At 60.9% G+C, this 15,922-nt stretch carries 11 protein-coding genes; all 11 read right to left on the bottom strand.

What is annotated here, in order from left to right:
* Positions 1 to 126 precede the first annotated feature (126 nt).
* Positions 127 to 3,741, bottom strand: coding sequence for a toxin VasX (locus ACM6I5_RS12285; protein WP_414883922.1), 3,615 nt, complete (start codon positions 3,739 to 3,741; stop codon positions 127 to 129).
* The gene (locus ACM6I5_RS12280; protein ID WP_414883921.1) at positions 3,738 to 4,604 is read right to left on the bottom strand and encodes a DUF4123 domain-containing protein; all 867 of its coding nucleotides are present in this window, start codon (positions 4,602 to 4,604) and stop codon (positions 3,738 to 3,740) included. Before ACM6I5_RS12280 ends, ACM6I5_RS12285 begins: the two co-directional genes overlap by 4 nt.
* Positions 4,601 to 6,601: a type VI secretion system tip protein VgrG gene (locus ACM6I5_RS12275; protein ID WP_414883920.1), complete on the bottom strand. Its 2,001-nt coding sequence runs from the start codon at positions 6,599 to 6,601 to the stop codon at positions 4,601 to 4,603. The genes ACM6I5_RS12280 and ACM6I5_RS12275 overlap by 4 nt, the downstream gene beginning before the upstream one ends.
* Positions 6,602 to 6,893: 292 nt before the next feature.
* Positions 6,894 to 8,273 (bottom strand): UDP-glucose dehydrogenase family protein, encoded by a 1,380-nt coding sequence (locus ACM6I5_RS12270; protein ID WP_017339032.1) that lies wholly within the window; start codon positions 8,271 to 8,273, stop codon positions 6,894 to 6,896.
* Complete coding sequence (arnF, locus tag ACM6I5_RS12265) at positions 8,270 to 8,671, bottom strand: 4-amino-4-deoxy-L-arabinose-phosphoundecaprenol flippase subunit ArnF (RefSeq protein WP_414880376.1); 402 nt, start codon at positions 8,669 to 8,671, stop codon at positions 8,270 to 8,272. The genes ACM6I5_RS12270 and arnF overlap by 4 nt, the downstream gene beginning before the upstream one ends.
* The gene (arnE, locus tag ACM6I5_RS12260; protein WP_017339030.1) at positions 8,668 to 9,012 is read right to left on the bottom strand and encodes a 4-amino-4-deoxy-L-arabinose-phosphoundecaprenol flippase subunit ArnE; all 345 of its coding nucleotides are present in this window, start codon (positions 9,010 to 9,012) and stop codon (positions 8,668 to 8,670) included. The genes arnF and arnE overlap by 4 nt, the downstream gene beginning before the upstream one ends.
* A complete protein-coding gene (gene arnT / locus ACM6I5_RS12255; RefSeq protein ID WP_414883919.1) occupies positions 9,009 to 10,658 on the bottom strand; it encodes a lipid IV(A) 4-amino-4-deoxy-L-arabinosyltransferase in 1,650 nt (549 codons plus the stop codon). Before arnT ends, arnE begins: the two co-directional genes overlap by 4 nt.
* Positions 10,655 to 11,539, bottom strand: coding sequence for a 4-deoxy-4-formamido-L-arabinose-phosphoundecaprenol deformylase (gene arnD / locus ACM6I5_RS12250; protein ID WP_414883918.1), 885 nt, complete (start codon positions 11,537 to 11,539; stop codon positions 10,655 to 10,657). Before arnD ends, arnT begins: the two co-directional genes overlap by 4 nt.
* Positions 11,539 to 13,530: a bifunctional UDP-4-amino-4-deoxy-L-arabinose formyltransferase/UDP-glucuronic acid oxidase ArnA gene (gene arnA, locus ACM6I5_RS12245; RefSeq protein ID WP_414883917.1), complete on the bottom strand. Its 1,992-nt coding sequence runs from the start codon at positions 13,528 to 13,530 to the stop codon at positions 11,539 to 11,541. Before arnA ends, arnD begins: the two co-directional genes overlap by 1 nt.
* On the bottom strand, positions 13,527 to 14,546 hold the full coding sequence (gene arnC / locus ACM6I5_RS12240) for an undecaprenyl-phosphate 4-deoxy-4-formamido-L-arabinose transferase (protein WP_017339026.1): 1,020 nt from the start codon (positions 14,544 to 14,546) through the stop codon (positions 13,527 to 13,529). The genes arnA and arnC overlap by 4 nt, the downstream gene beginning before the upstream one ends.
* Entirely contained in the window at positions 14,543 to 15,691 is a 1,149-nt protein-coding gene (arnB, locus tag ACM6I5_RS12235) for a UDP-4-amino-4-deoxy-L-arabinose aminotransferase (RefSeq protein ID WP_414883916.1), read from the bottom strand. Before arnB ends, arnC begins: the two co-directional genes overlap by 4 nt.
* Positions 15,692 to 15,922: the final 231 nt, after the last annotated feature.

Below are 15,922 nucleotides of genomic sequence, written 5' to 3'. Positions count from 1 at the left end.
GGACCGTGCGGTGGCAACGCTGTCGGCAATGGCAACGGCGCGAGATAAGTGATTCTCCCACTGGGAAACGGCTCAACATCTCCGGCTTTTCGGGATTGCTCAAGGTGCGGGGAAGGCAGAGGCACATCAATCTTGGTGGGCATGGTCGGCCAGCTCCAGCAAATGGGTTTCAACCAGCAACAATGGTGGATGCTCGGTAACGGATTGACGAGGCAACGAAGGGAAATGCCCCTTACCGCGTGGGTTGAGGTAAATGACCTCAGTCCGCGACTCCCACACCCCCTTGGCGTTCAAGGTTTGTACGCAGACGGCCAGTTCCAGCGTTTCGGACGCCGGGGTAAATTCAGAGTCTGGGTCCACGGGATACTGCAGGCACAGCACCAGCCGGTCGGGTCCTGCTTGCACGATGCGCAGGCTGGCCACGATTTCCTCGCCAATGACGTCCTTGCGTTCTCTCGGTACACCACGACTGTGGAGGGGAACGGAAAGACGGTGGGCGCCGATCCCCAGACGATGAGCCGGTTGTCCACTCAACGGTGGCTGGAAATCACTGAGCTTGAGCCTTGGCAGCACCAAGTGAATGTCGCTGGGTTTGGCTTTCAGCAGCAAGTTTTTCAGCCACGAGTCATGTTCATTCGGGCCTAGTTGCGCATATGGAGCGTTGAGCAAATAACCCAAATAATGCTGATATTCATCCAGGGTATGGTCGCCGCGATGATCGGTGTCCAGGCTCCACGGTGTGGTTTTCAGCCATTTATCGTGGGCGCTGATGTTGTAGCGGTTGTACAGCCAGGTGCCACCCAGTTCCAGCACGGTGAACAGGGCGCCGGCGAGGTTGAAGCGGAAGAACACCGTGGAAAGGCGTGTGCCCGCAGCGGCCCAGGCGGTGGTTCTTGCTGCGCTGTTTTTTGCGACCAACACGTTAAACGCAGCACGACCGGTGTGAGTCAAACCATAGGCATTGACGGTCGTCATGCCGGCTGCGCCCACTGTCGCGAGCGCTGCACTATTCCGCGCAGCAGTATTGCCACTACGCGTCGCCTGTTGCCAATTCTGGTGGTGGTTGATGAGGCTGACCATTGAAGATGCAAAACCTAAAACGTAGGTAAAGCCACCCAACCCGACATGCATCTTGCCCATCTGCACATGTACATTCAGCAACGCATGGTGTTGAAGCCCCGCGACGAGTGCAGCGCTACGTGCCTTCAACGCCGTATCGGCGAGACTTTGCGCCGCAGTGAATCCCGCCGCCCCGGTAGCCAACACTGCATTAAAAACGGGCATCCAGATTCGCTTGTTCCTGGATTGATTGGTCAGTTCCCTGATGACCGAAACCAAATTCACCCCCTGCACCATAAACACCAACAACCCCATCCCCTCGCTCCGAATCAATTTCCCATTCGGCACCGAGCTAACCCCCAACCGAATATCCTTCAACAAACTCCGCACCTCCAACTGCTGGGCCGGTGGAAACACCACCGTCACTCCCGCCCGAGCCGGCGTCGCGCCGTGCAGCCGCACCGACTGATCCGGCAGTTCGGCAATCGGGCTCAGCGCCCCCGCCAGCCGGCCTTCAAGCTGCGTCAACTGTGCACGCACCCGCACAATTTCTTCCTGCAACTCAACCGCCCTCGGCGTTTTATGCCCTTGGCGGTTTTTGTTGTGGGTGATCTGGTTGCGCTCACGGGTCAGGGTTTTCAGGTAATCGCGCTCCCTCAACATTTCCTTAATCACGGTTTGCAGCGCGCCGTGTTCCGCCGGGCTGGCGACAGTAAAGGTCACGCCAGTGGTTTTTGCCGCATCGAGTATTCGTGGCGACAAGGCTTTAGGCAGGCGCCGGAACAGTTCGTCAAGGTCGGGAATTTTCTCTGCCGACAGGTCAAACCCTTCCAGTGCCCGGCTCAGGCCCAGGTTCAGCGCCGGGCTGAGGTTGTGCTGGGCCGCGTCGGCAACGACGCGGGTATGCTTGGGCAGATCGTCGAGGGCCGGCAGGGGCGGTTGTTCAATTTTCTGTAGCTCGCCCAGCCAGTGCGGCAGGTTGTTGAACATCCCCATGCCCGCGTTGAACAACGTGCTGTATTGCGCGGCCCGTTCTGGCTGCAGGCGCAGGGGCAAGGTGTAGAACAGTGGCCGGCTCAACTCCGGGTGTTCTTCCAGATAACCGAGCATTTTTTCGCTGGCGTGGTCGCTGCGGCAAATGTCTTTGAGGCAGGCGTATTCGGCAGTGAAGGCCTGGCCCAGTTGCGATGGCTCGTGCGCGTCGTAGTACCAGGCTGAAAGGTGATAACGCCCGGCACACACCAGCATCGTGCGGTCGGCGGTGATGCGCTCAAGCAGGCGGTTCCAGCGGCTGAGGTCGTCGCGGTGCTGAAACAGCTCCGTGTCCATGGCCTCCCGGTCGATGAAATCGTTGACCCCGCGTTTGCCACTGAAAATCGGGCCTTCGAGCACGTCCTTGATACGTCGGTTGTGCGCCTGGCCGAGGTTGATCAGGGTCTGCAGGTGACGTTCGACGAAATCGCCAGGAGCGACCTCGAAATGCTGGCGCGTGTAGTAACGCCGGTCTGCGTCTTCAATGGCGCGGCTTTCAGCCGTGAAGTCGGGTGTAAGGCTGTCGAACCTGTTGATCTCGCGGGCATGGTCTACGGCTTGATCGCGCAACGGCACCAGTTCCGGTGGCACCGGTACGCCCGTAGGCTCGACCTTGCCGCCCCTGTTCAAGTAATCGAGCAGGGCCTGACGGGTGCGTTCACGGTCCGGTTCGGGTAATTGTTCCAGATCGGTGAACAAGGCTTTGTCTGCTGGTTTATCGCTGGCGTCGGCCAGGTAGCCGACATCCGCCGGGCTGAGCTGGCTCAAGGATTCGATGTAACACGCCAGCAGGTAATTGCGTTCGTTGTGGTCGGCATTGCTCCAGTCGTCGACCCAGCCGACTACGGTGTCCTGATACTCGGCCAGATCACGCAGCACGCCGAGGTCGTCCTGCACCACGAGGAACAACGTGTCGTCCTGATAAGCCGGGCGCACCCGCCCGAGAAACTCGCCAATGTGCGCCTCGCGAAAGCGCCGCGGCTGCTCCCACAAGTAGGGTTCACGTTCGTGCTCGGGGGCGTCGCTGACCTGTACCGTAGGCAATAGAACGGCGTCCGGTTCGTCAGCACTTTGCTCCGTTTGCGTTTGAGTGGGCGCGTCCGTCGCAACCTCCGCCAGCCACTGCTTGGTTTGCGCGACCGTCAGCAGGTGCTCGCCGCCGGTTTGGCAATGCACCGGGCCAAGGTCGACGGCTTGCATGAAGTGTTTGCGTTCCTCGCGGTTGTCGAGCACTTGCGCGCATTTGGCCGCCGTCCACTGCACTTCGGCGAAGGTCACGTGCAGGGTGCTGCGCCTGGAAAAAACCAACGCCGGACGTTCTTCGATGGGCGTGCGCTGATCGCTGGCGACCTTGGCGCCCTTGTGCAGCAAGGCGCTGACCAGTCCGTTGAGTACCTGATATTCATGCAGGTGGCCGGTGACGCTGTCGATGATGTACAGCCAGCCATCGCGCAGCAGGCGAATGCCCAGCGGTCGGGCCGTCAGGGCATAGGGCAGCTTCAGTTCGGCACTCGGGTCGAGGGGCTTTTCCACCAGTCCGTAACGCAAGGGCAGCAATTGCACGTGGGGCTGCCGCAGCGGGCAAGCCCCCAGAGAGCCGATGGGGGATTTGGAGGCCGCGGCTGCGGCGAGGTTGGCGGGTGAAGTCATGGGTGGCCTCGTTGGCTGGCCCACTGGTGGGCGAGGTCAGCGGCCAGCGCGACGCGCTCGCCGGGGGATTGCAGCGACGGCGTATGCAGCAATCGGTTGATGTGCGGGTGCTGATCGAGCGATGAGCCATCCAGCGAGGCCATGACGTTGGCGTAATAAAACAATTCGGACTGGCTGCTCAAACCCAGCGTGCTGGCCTCAGCCTCCAGTTGCTCGAGCATTGGCCAGCGTTCGGCCACAGTTTCGCTGCCATGGCGTTCGGGGAAGTGTTTGAGCAGATGAGCGTCGAGTTCGAGCAGTACGCGGCGCCGGTCAGCGTGGTCCAGCCCCGAACTCTGTTCAGGGCTCAGGCGATAGGGCGTCGGTAGGTCAGGACGCTCGGACGACCGGGGTTGGTGGCGATGCCAATTAGCGCCGACGATATCGGCCGTTACCACACAGGACAGAGGCCCAAACAATCGCTGATCACCGCTGCCGAACAGGATTCGCGCCACGGCGGCATCGGCCAGACGCAGGACCACCGGTAGACCTTCAGGCAATTCAACGGTCAGCAGTTTGCGCAAGTGCTGGGCGACCTCATGCGCAGGTGCGGTGCTGAACAACAGCACGCCCCACTCTTCATGCGCCTGTTGCAGATAGAACTGAACAATCGGTTCGTCAGGTTGTTGGATCGCCACCAGCATCGGCGAGATATCCCGCAGCGCAGTGAAGGGCGCGCAGTCATACAGCGCAACAGTGCTTGCTCCGGGACAGAGTTTTTTCAACCGTTCCGGCAAATCGCTCAGGGTTGCGCCGTCCAGCAACAGGAAAGCCTGTTGCTCACTCCAGGGCAGGTCGTTTGGCAAGGAGGTCGAAAGGTTCATGCTTGAGCGGCCTCGCAAATCAGGCAGCGCGAGGCACGGGTTGAAATCAATGCATGGCGTTGTTGGGCCGCATCAAACGTCACTTTCAGCAACGGCAAGGCGCCCGGCATCAGAGGCTCCGCTGGCAAGCTCACGGGTGGGGCGCCGCCCACCAGAATCGGCACGCTGCTGAAAATGCCCTCCGGTCCCAACACCAGCCATTGACCGCCACCCATGATCGCGAGGTGCGTCCCGCCATTGATGACGACTTGTTGCACCGCACTGAAGTGAAGCTGTTGCATCGCACTGAGGCGTTGATTCGCGACGCGCACATGCCGATCCCCCAGGACCAGCAGGTGGTCGTCCTGCTTGAGTTCGGTCAGGCGGGTGCCGTGGGTTAAATGGCGTTCCTCGCCACGCAGGTCGTGGCTGGTAGTTCCACCGACCACCACGTTGCGCTGGTTGTCGACTTGAATGCGCTCATCGTTCAGAACGTGCTGCACGAAATCGCGTTGGGCACGCAGGGCAATTTCCTCGGCGCCTTTTCTGTCCTCGATGCGTAGCTCGTTGTAACCACCACCGCCAGGACTGCTCTGGCTGCGGAAAATGCTGCGGGTCTGTTCCGCGGGCAAATCCAGTGGCACCGGAGTCGAGGCGTTGGGCAGACAGCACAAGACGTAGGGTTTGTCCGGATCGCCGTCGGTAAAACCTACCTGCACCTCCATTCCGACGCGCGGGATCTGCACGCTGCCGTAACGGTCATGAGCCCAGCCTGTGGCGACTCGCAGCCAGCAGCTCGATTGTTCGTTTTGCTGGCCGTCGCGGTCCCACAGCAGCTGGACTTTCACTCGACCGTACTGATCGCAATAAATCTCTTCACCGGGCGGGCCGGTAACGACGGCGTGCTGATTGCCGGACATACGGGGCTTGGGGTGGTCAAGCGCTGGCCGAAATATCACGTCCCACGGTGTGGCGACGAAGTGATTACGGTAACCCTGGCTGAAACCGTCCGGCGCGCGGGTGTCGGTCATCGCCTCTTCCAGCACTTGGGGTTGCAAGCCGACATGCTCGACCTGCGTCAACAACCACAGGCCATTGCGCTCAGGGCATGGATGCTCGGTCATCTCGACAAAGTGACCGCTGCGCAGGGCGCTTTGGTCACTGCGTCCATTGGCCAACTGGTAATCGGCGCGGTGGCGCTCCAGTGCCAGATTGGTCAGCTGTTTACCGCGCTCACGATGGATGAATTGCCCGGGGAACGCGTAGTCCTCAAGGTGCGGCACCAGCGGTTTTTTAGTCTCGCTGTCGAGTTGCACGCGTGGTTTTTCGAAATCGTAATCGCGACGGCTGACATGGGTCGGGCGGGTATTCAGTTTTAGCTTGAATTGGTCGATCACTGGCGCTTGCGCAACCATGCCACTGGCTTGCCTGTAGGCGGTTGACCGTTCTGGTTTCGAAAAACTGGTTTGATCGTCGCCGAACACCAGCACATGCCCCTCGGCGCTGTGCTCGAAATGAAAGTGCAGACCTTCTTCCTCGCACAACCTTTGCAGGAAATGCAGGTCCGTCTCGTACTGCACGCAATACAGCCGGGGTCGGTACTCGGCATTCAGCTGGAAGCGCCAGGTATCAGCCTGCATTCCTTGATCTTTCAGCACCTTTGCAATGATTTGCGGCACGCTGAGGTTTTGAAAAATGCGCTGGTTGTGGCAATGGGAGAGATAGCTGAGGTGCGGCACCAGGGTCATCTGGTAGCGGGTCAGGCGCTTGCCTGAATCACCTTCGGCAATTGCATGGATTTGCCCGTGGATGCCGGCACCGTCAGCTCCGAAGCGCAGAAAAGCCGAGCGATGATGAAGCGACTTGATGTCCAGGTCGTGGCGTTCGCCGACCAGTTCGAGATTGACTTCGTAGGGTTGATTCAGCGCTTCCCTGGCGCGGAATTCGAGTACCTGAAGGTCACGGGGAAAACCTTGAATGTCGAGGGTGAAAACGACGGGTTTAACGGCGCTGAACATCCACATTTCCTTGTGTCTATTTCAAGACTCGGGACTTTGCGTGGATCGGCTCATTGATGAATGTCAGACGAATCGCTATTTGGCGTAGGGCGAGTCCGTTAAGTTGTAATCTACGGTCAGGTGCGGACCACTGACACATGGTTGTAGGAGGGGGCTGTAGGGCGGGCGCGGGACTGCGCTGTATCGAGGGCGTAAAACGCAGGATGTGTCTGACAAACCCCGGTACTGAACAACACCAGTGCCAGCAGCCCTACCCCCAGGGACTGCTGACAAATGCTCGGCGAGTTAACGATCAAGCGACGTCGGAAGCCACCGGCCATTGCTGATACGGAATCGGCAGCTTGCGCGAGTCGCCGCGCCCCATCGGGAAGTACATGAATCCGTTGCGCGCCAGGCGATCGGCGTCGTACAGGTTGCGTCCGTCAAAAATCACCGGGGCTTTGAGCCGTTGCTGGATCAGGTTGAAATCCGGTGCCTTGAACTGCTGCCACTCGGTGCAGATGATCAACGCATCGGCGCCGGCGAGCACCGATTCCGGGGTGCCCATGAGCATCAGCTTTGCTTCGTCGGGGTACAAATGCTGGGTTTCCTGCATCGCTTCCGGATCGAACGCGCGCACGCTGGCGCCGGCGGCCCACAGCGATTCGAGCAGCACGCGACTTGGTGCGTCGCGCATGTCATCGGTGTTGGGTTTGAACGCGAGGCCCCACACGGCGAACGTCTTGCCGCGCAGATCGCCCTTGTAGAACGCGTTGATGCGTTCGAACAGCTTGTGTTTCTGCCGCTGGTTGATTGCTTCCACCGCTTGCAGCAGGTCACTGGAGCAATGCGCTTCTTCGGCGCTGTGGATCAGGGCGCGCATGTCTTTGGGAAAACACGAACCGCCGTAACCGCAGCCGGGGTAGATGAAGTGATAGCCGATGCGCGAATCCGCGCCGATGCCCAGGCGCACCGATTCGATGTCGGCGCCAAGGTGCTCGGCCAGTTCAGCGATCTGGTTGATGAAGCTGATCTTGGTTGCGAGCATGCAGTTGGCCGCGTATTTGGTCAGTTCGGCACTGCGCAGGTCCATGAACATGATCCGGTCATGGTTGCGGTTGAACGGTGCGTAAAGATCGCGCATGACGTCGCGCACCTCATCGCTTTCGCAGCCGATGACGATACGGTCCGGGCGCCGGCAATCGGCCACGGCCGAGCCTTCTTTCAGAAACTCCGGGTTGGAGACGATCTCGAACTGCAACAACCGCCCGACCTTGATCAGGCACTTGTCGATGTGTGCGCGCAAGGTATCGCCGGTGCCCACGGGAACGGTGGATTTCTCCACCAGAATCACCGGGTGTTCGCGATGACGGGCCACCGCTTCGCCCACCGACAGTACGTAGCGCAGGTCCGCCGAGCCATCGTCCCGGGACGGCGTGCCCACCGCGATGAACAGCACTTGGCCGTGTTGCACGGCGAACTTTTCATCGGTGGTGAACTGCAGTCGCCTGGCGTCGAGGCTTTCGCGCACGAGGCTGGCGAGCCCCGGTTCGAAAATGCTCACGTGGCCCTGTTGCAGCAACTCGACTTTTTTCTCGTCGATGTCCATGCAGACCACGTCGTGGCCGACTTCTGCCAGCACAGCGGCCTGCACCAGGCCCACGTAACCGCTACCAAACACACTGATTTTCATAGGTCACTCCTGAGGTTGGACGCATGAGCAGGTCGAGAGTTGATGGTGATGACGCCGAGGATGACCAGGGCCACCCCGAGGCTTTTGGAAAGGCTGAATTCTTCGTTGAACGCCGGCAGCGCGACGGCGAGCAGGTACACCAGCGCGTAGCTGATGCTCAACAGCGAGTAAGCCCGGCCCAGTGGCACATCGCGCAGGGCGGCGAGCCAGCTGAACATCGACAGGGCATAGGCGAGGATGGCGACCAGCACCACGACCACAGCGGTCGGATCAATCGGGGCTGTCTGCCAGTGTTCCGGTGACGGCAGGCGCGTCATGCTCCAGCGCATGCCCAGCTGCGCGGCGCTGCCCAGCAGCACGCTGCCGAGGGCGAAGGTGAGGCCACGGCGCAGGCTCATGTGTGCAGTCCCAGCAAAATCACGCCGCCCATCACCAGCGCCACGCCCAACCAGTGACGGCGGTCGATGGGTTCGTGGAAGACGAAGCGGGCGATCAGGGTAATCAGCACGAAATTCAGACTCAGCATCGGGTACGCGACGCCGACTTCAAGGCGTTGCAACACCAGCAGCCACACCAGCAAGCCCGCGCCCAACGCTGCGATTGCCAGCCACAACCATGGCGAGCGCAGTTTCTCGCCCCAAGCCGATGACCGGCCGCGCCAGTGCTCCACGGCGTATTTCTGGGCGATCTGGCCCAGGCCGGTGAGCAGGCAGGCTGCCAACACCAGCAACAGGCTCATGACGCACCCTGAGGAAAAATCAGAATCACAAGGTTGCCTTGTTCATAGCGTTTGCCATCCTTGGGCAAGTGTTCGATTTCACGCAGCTCGTCCTCCCCTTTGACCCGCATCAGCACGCCCACCGAACCGTTCCGGCGGGCGTCGCGCATCCACTGCAGCACGCGATCGGGGTCGACGCGCTGCTGCGCGCCGTCAGGATAAGCGAGGCCATATTTCAATTCGCCTATCGTGTTGTACAACGCCACGTCCGGGCGTTTCAGGCGCCAGGCCAGGGCCGAAGCGGCGCCCAGATCGTTGCTCAGCAGTGTTTCGGCCTGGCCGAGTTCCTGTGCATGCTCGAGGACGAACTGGTCGGGCATCTTGTTGGCCACCACCGCTTCGGGCATCGCCGCCGGTAGAACACCGATCAGCAACAGACTGCCGAAGGCCGGCGCCGCCCAGCATTGCAACGGTCGGAACGCTTGCAGCAGGTTGGCCATGATCCAGCCGATCAGGCCTATAAACACCAGCACGAGGCTGTGCAGTTCGTGGTCGTACAGGGGTTTTTTCAGTTGCAGATAGACAAGGGCGAGCAGGGTGGTCAGGCCCAGAAGGAGGTTGAGCAAGCCATTGATGCCCAACGCCAGGCCTTGCTCCAGCCGCAGGCGATCCGCCAGTGCGTTGCCCAGCAACAAGGCCAGGGGCAACAGGCACGGCAGGATGTAGGTCGGCAACTTGCCGTTGCTCAGGCTGAAAAACAGCATCGGCATCAGCAACCACAGCAGCAGAAAGCCGATGCTGGCCTGACCACGTGTTTGCCACGCCTGCTTCAGTGCCGACGGCAATAACGCGGCCCACGGCAGACTGAACGCCACCAGCATTGGCAGGTAGAACCACCACGGCGCGTCATGCTGCGCATCGTCACCGGCGAAACGGCGGATGTGTTCGTGCCAGAAGAAGAACCGCCAGTAATCGGGCTCCTGCGCATGCACCGCCAAGGCCCATGGCAGGCTCACGGCGATGGCCACGGCTATCGCCACCGCGCCGTAGCGCAACAACTCGCGCCAGCGTCTTTGCCAGATCATCCACGGCAGTGCGATCAGTACCGGCAACAGCCAGGCCAGAAATCCCTTGGTCAGGAACCCCATGCCACACGCCAGGCCCAGCAACGCCCAACCGATCAGGCGCCGGCCACGGCTGACGCTGTCCAGGGCAAACCACAAAGCCACCAGGCTCAGGTTGACCCAAAAGGTAAATTGCGGATCGAGGTTGGCGTAACCCGCTTGCCCGGCCACCACGGTAAAACTCATGTACAACAGCGCGCAGGCAAAACTCTTGCGCGGCTCGTTCCAGAGCCGGCGGGCAATCAGGTAACACAGCATCACGCTGAGCCCGGTGCTGAGGGCCGAAACGAAACGCACGCCGAACAGGTTGTTGCCAAACACCGCCTGACTGAGGGCGATCATCCAGTAACCGGCCACCGGTTTTTCGAAGTAGCGCAGGCCCATGAAATGCGGCGAAACCCAGTCGCCGCTCAAGAGCATGCCCTGGCTGATTTGCGCGTAGCGGGTTTCGTCCGGAATCCACAAACCGTGGCTGCCCATCGGCAGCAGATAAGCCAACAGACAAAGGCCCAGCAACAACGGCAATGCCCAGCGTTTGCTCATACGCCTTGCACTCCCAGCCAGCCTTCGCGACCGTCGAGCGCGCCGCGCACCACCCGGCCACCGGGCAAGGTGTCCAGTGTTTCGGGCAGCAAATCACCCAAAGGCTGAAAACGGATATCGCGCTGACGCGCATCGGCCAGCAGTTGACGGAAATCGTGGGCCATCAGAATCCCTTCCACTTCGGCGTGGACCGTGTAGACGTTGAGGTTTTGCGCCGTGAATCGTTCAAGAATGAACCCGTTGAAATCCTCGGCCGCGACGGCCGGGCAGACCACTTCATCGAAGGTGGGCAGGTCCACCGGGATCTGGGGCGCGCCCAGACCACCATCGGCCAATGTCGGCCGGAACAGACTGCGGCCACGACAATCGCTGTTGTAGCGAAAACCGAAACCCTGCTTGGCTTCGATCACACGCTCGTCCGCCCGCCAACCCGCCGCCGCCGAGCAGTCGATTTTTTGTCCGAGGATGTCGCTCAGCGTGTCCACGCCCTGACGTATCTGCTCGATCAGCTGTGCGTCGCTCCAGCGTCCGACATTGGCCTGCCAGCCGTGGTGATCCCAGGCATGCAGACCGACTTCATGCCCGGCCGCCCGGGTTTGCCGCATCAAATGCCCGAGATCGCGGCCGATCGGCTTGCCCGGCCACGCGGTGCCGGCCAGCAGAATGTCCCAGCCGTACAGTCCGGCGGCGTTGGAGCGCAGCATCTTCCAGAGAAACTGCGGGCGGATCAGGCGCCACAGGTGCCGCCCCATGTTGTCCGGCCCGACGCTGAAAAAAAACGTCGCTTTGACCTGGGCCTCATCAAGCATTTCCAGCAATCGCGGCACGCCCTCACGAGTGCCTCGGTAGGTGTCGACATCAATCCGGAGGCCCGCTTTCATCAAACGTTGTCCGCGATTTCGAGCAGGGCTTCACGCAAGAAGAAATCCAGCGTGTTGCCGATGGTTTCACTCATCTCCACGGTCGGCGTCCAGTCCAGCAAGCGCTTGGCGTTGTCGATACTCGGTTTGCGGTGGGACACGTCCTGGTAACCCGCACCGTAGAACGCCTTGCTTTCGACGTCGCGGAACCCGGCGAATGGCGGGAAATTGTGGCGCAGCGGGTGCGCTTCGAACTGACGCAGCAGCTCTTCGCCCAACTGGCGGATGCTCGCTTCGTTGTCCGGGTTGCCGATGTTGATGATCTGGCCGTTGCAGGCATCGTTGCGGTTGTCGATGATCCGCGCCAGCGCTTCCACGCCGTCGGCAATGTCAGTGAAGCAGCGTTTTTGCTCACCGCCGTCGAACAGGCGAATCGGCGTGCCTTCCACCAGATTGAGGATCAGTTGCGTGATCGCTCGGGAGCTGCCGATGCGAGCCGAGTCCAGACGGTCGAGGCGCGGCCCCATCCAGTTGAAGGGGCGGAACAGGGTGAAGTTCAGGCCTTTCTGGCCATAAGCCCAGATCACCCGGTCGAGCAGTTGCTTGGAAGTCGAGTAGATCCAGCGTTGCTTGTTGATCGGCCCGACCACCAGGCTGGATGTGTCCTCGTCGAATTTGTCGTCCTGGCACATGCCATAGACTTCCGACGTCGACGGGAAGATCACCCGCTTGTGGTATTTGACGCAGTAGCGAACCAGCTTGAGGTTCTCTTCGAAATCCAGCTCGAACACGCGCAACGGGTTGCGGGTGTACTCGATGGGCGTGGCGATCGCGACCAGCGGCAGGATCACGTCGCACTTCTTGATGTGGTACTCGATCCACTCGGAATGGATGCTGATATCGCCTTCGACGAAATGGAAATTCGGATGGCTGCGCAAACGCGAGATGGCATCGGAGCCGATGTCGAGCCCGTAGACCTCGTAGCGGTCATCGCGCAGCAAACGCTCGGACAAGTGATTGCCGATGAAACCGTTGACGCCGAGGATCAGCACGCGTGTGCGGCGTGGCGTGCGTGCGGATTCGGCACCTCGCAGCACGGAACCGTCGACCAGACCGAGTTCGCCGGCCAGTTGCGGCCCGCTCAGGTACAAGCCGTTGTCGTTGCGCTGACCGGCGCTGATCACCAGCGAATCTTCGCCGCAGGCGATGCGCAATGGATCGACGCTGATGAGCCGCCCCGGCATCTGGCCTTCGTTGCCCTTGACCACTTCGGCGCTCCAGACAACCAGCTTGTGTTCGCCCACCGCGCAGAACGCGCCGGGATAAGGTTGGGTGACGGCGCGCACCAGGTTGAACAGTTCTTCTGCCGGTTTTTGCCAGATCAGTTTGCCGTCGGCGGGCGTGCGGCGACCGAACGTCGTGGCCTGGGATTCGTCTTGCGGCGTTTCACTGACCTTGCCGGCGAGCAGCGCGGGCAAGGTGTCGCGTAACAGGTCGGTAGCGGCCCCGCGCAGTTTGCCGTGCAGGCTCAGCGCGGTGTCGCTGCGCTCGATTCCAACCTTCTTCTGGGCGAGGATGGCACCGGCATCGGCGCGCTTGACCATGCGGTGCAGGGTCACGCCGGTTTCGCTTTCGCCGTTGACCAGCACCCAATTGGCCGGAGCACGACCGCGATAGCGTGGCAGCAACGAACCGTGCAGGTTGAACGCGCCTTTGCGTGCGGTGGCCAGCAGCGGTTCGCTCAGCAGCTGGCGGTAGTAGAACGAGAACAGGTAATCGGGGTTGAGCTGGCTGATGCGCTCGATCCACAGCGGATGGTTGACGTCTTCTGGGGCATGCACCGCAATGCCCCGGCGTGCGCACAGTTGTGCAACGGAGGCGTAGAAAGCGTTCTCCTTGGGATCATCGGCGTGGGTGAACACGGCAGCAATCTCATAACCGCTGTCGAGCAGGGTTTCGATACCGGTACAGCCAATATCGTGATAGGCGAAAACAACTGCTTTTGCGCTCATGAGAGAACCTGATCTGAAGAAGTGGAATTGAGGCCGTCAACGGTGATGACGGGAACGGGTGTGGCGGGCTGGCTGCGAAGGACTTTTTCGATGAAAAACCGCGGACGCGCACGGACATCGCTGTACATGCGCCCCAGGTATTCGCCCAGCAGGCCCATGCCGATGAACTGGCCGCCGGTGAACACGAACAGCACGGCGAACAGCACGAACATCCCGTCACCGGCCCAACTGGCGCCGAACACCAGCCGCAAGACAATCAGCACGGTGGCAAACGCCACGCCGAGCCCGGCCATGGCGAAGCCGACAATGCTCAACAACCGCAACGGCGTGGTGGTCATGCAAGTGATCAGGTCGAACATCAGGTTGATCAGGCGCATGGGGCTGTACTTCGATTCGCCGTGTTCGCGCTCGGCGTGAGTCACCAGGATTTCCGTGGTGTGCCGGGCGAAGCTGTTGGCGAGGATAGGGATGAAGGTGCTGCGCTCGCGGCAGGCGAGCATCGCGTCGACAATCGATCGACGATAGGCGCGGAGCATGCAGCCGTAATCACTCATGGCGACGCCGGTGGAACGCTGCACGGCGAGGTTGATCAGCTTCGACGGCCAACGGCGCAGGGCCGAATCCTGACGGTTGCTACGTACCGTGGCGACCACGTCATAGCCAAGCTCAGCCTGGGCCACCAGGCGAGGAATCTCTTCGGGCGGGTTTTGCAGATCGGCATCGAGGGTGATGACGACATCGCCCTTGCACTGCTCGAAACCGGCCATGATTGCCGCGTGCTGGCCGTAATTGCGGTTGAGAATGACCGCCACCACCGGGCTGCAATCGCGACTGGCGGCCTCTTCGAGGATCTGCGCGGAATTGTCGCGGCTGCCGTCGTCGACCAACACGATTTCGTAGTCGTGGTGCAGTTGCTGGCACGCCGCTTCGGTGCGCCTGAGCAATTCGGGCAGGCTGTCCTGCTCGTTGTAGACCGGGATGACGATCGACACACAACGGATCGGGTAAGGTTTCACAGGCGTGTGTCCAGTGTGAGTTCGATGGCGCTGACGACACGGTCGACGTCCTCGGTGGTCATGTCGGGGAACAACGGGATCGAGCACAGGCGTGCCGAGTTCCATTCGGTGTTGGGCAGGTAGATGTTGGGGAAGCGCTGGCGGTACCAGGTGTGCAAGTGGGTGGCGATGAAGTGGATGCCGGTGCCGATGTTCCGCGCCTGCAGGGCGTGCATGAACGCTTCACGGTCGAGTCCGCAGCGCTCGGCATCGATGCGCAGGATGAACAGGTGCCAGGCGTGCTGCTGCGGGTAAACCGGAATCGCCAGCGGTTGCACCGGCGAGCCTTCCAGACGCTGCAAATAGCGTCTGGCCAGCGCGGAACGCTTGGCATTGATCTCATCCAGGCGTTCCAGTTGCACCAGGGCGATGGCGGCATTGATGTCGGCCAGGTTGTATTTGAACCCCGGTTCGATCACCTGGGCCTGGGGTTTGCGGCCGTGGGTCATGCGGTCATAGGCATCGACGCCGAGCCCGTGAAACTTGAGCATGCGCACCCGGTTGGCCAGCGCCTCATCGTCGCTGACGAACATCGCACCCTCGGCGCAGGTCATGTTCTTGATCGCGTGGAACGAGAAGATCGCCGTGCCTTTCGCGCCGACGTGACGGTTTTTGTAGAAGGTGCCCGCCGCATGGGCAGCATCTTCGATCACCGGGATGCCGTGTTTGTCGGCCAAGGCGTAAAGCGCATCGAGATCGAATGCCGCGCCGGCGTAGTGCACCGGAATGATTGCCCGAGTGCGTGGGGTGATGGCCGCTTCGATGTGTTCGACGCTGCTCATCAGCGTGTCGCGGTCGACGTCGACAAACACCGGCGTCGCGCCCAGCAGGCAGATCATGTTGGCGGTGGAAACCCAGGTCTGGGATGGCGTGATGACTTCGTCGCCGGGTCCGATGCCCAAGGCCAATAACGTGACATGCATGGCGCCGGTAGCCGAGGACAACGCCACGGCATGGCGGCAGCCAACATAGTTGGCGAAGTGTTCTTCGAGTTGCTGGTTTTTCGGCCCGGTAGTGATCCACCCGGAGCGCAATACTTGCTCTACGGCGGCTATTTCTTCATCGCCGATACTGGGGCGGGAGAAGGGGAGAAAAGCCTCACTCATGGAAAACCTCGGGGCGTAGGCCGTCCTTCGGGGGAAGTACCGAAATAAACGGGATTTCAATGGTTTAGTGACCTGTCGGGCACGAGCCTTATTTGACTTTTGCAGCCATGGCCGGCAGGTTGGGAGCCTATCGAGGCCCGCCGGGTAGAGATGAGGTTAGGCCGGTTTTTGTGAAAGGAACATCAAAAAACGGCGATGGAATCGTTTATCTGAACGTTATTAAGCCAATGT

Origin of the sequence: Pseudomonas sp. IT-P171 (genome assembly GCF_949767765.1) — a bacterium.
GTDB classification, from domain to species: Bacteria; Pseudomonadota; Gammaproteobacteria; order Pseudomonadales; family Pseudomonadaceae; genus Aquipseudomonas; species Aquipseudomonas fluorescens_B.
This window is presented reverse-complemented; position numbering and strand designations above follow the sequence as displayed.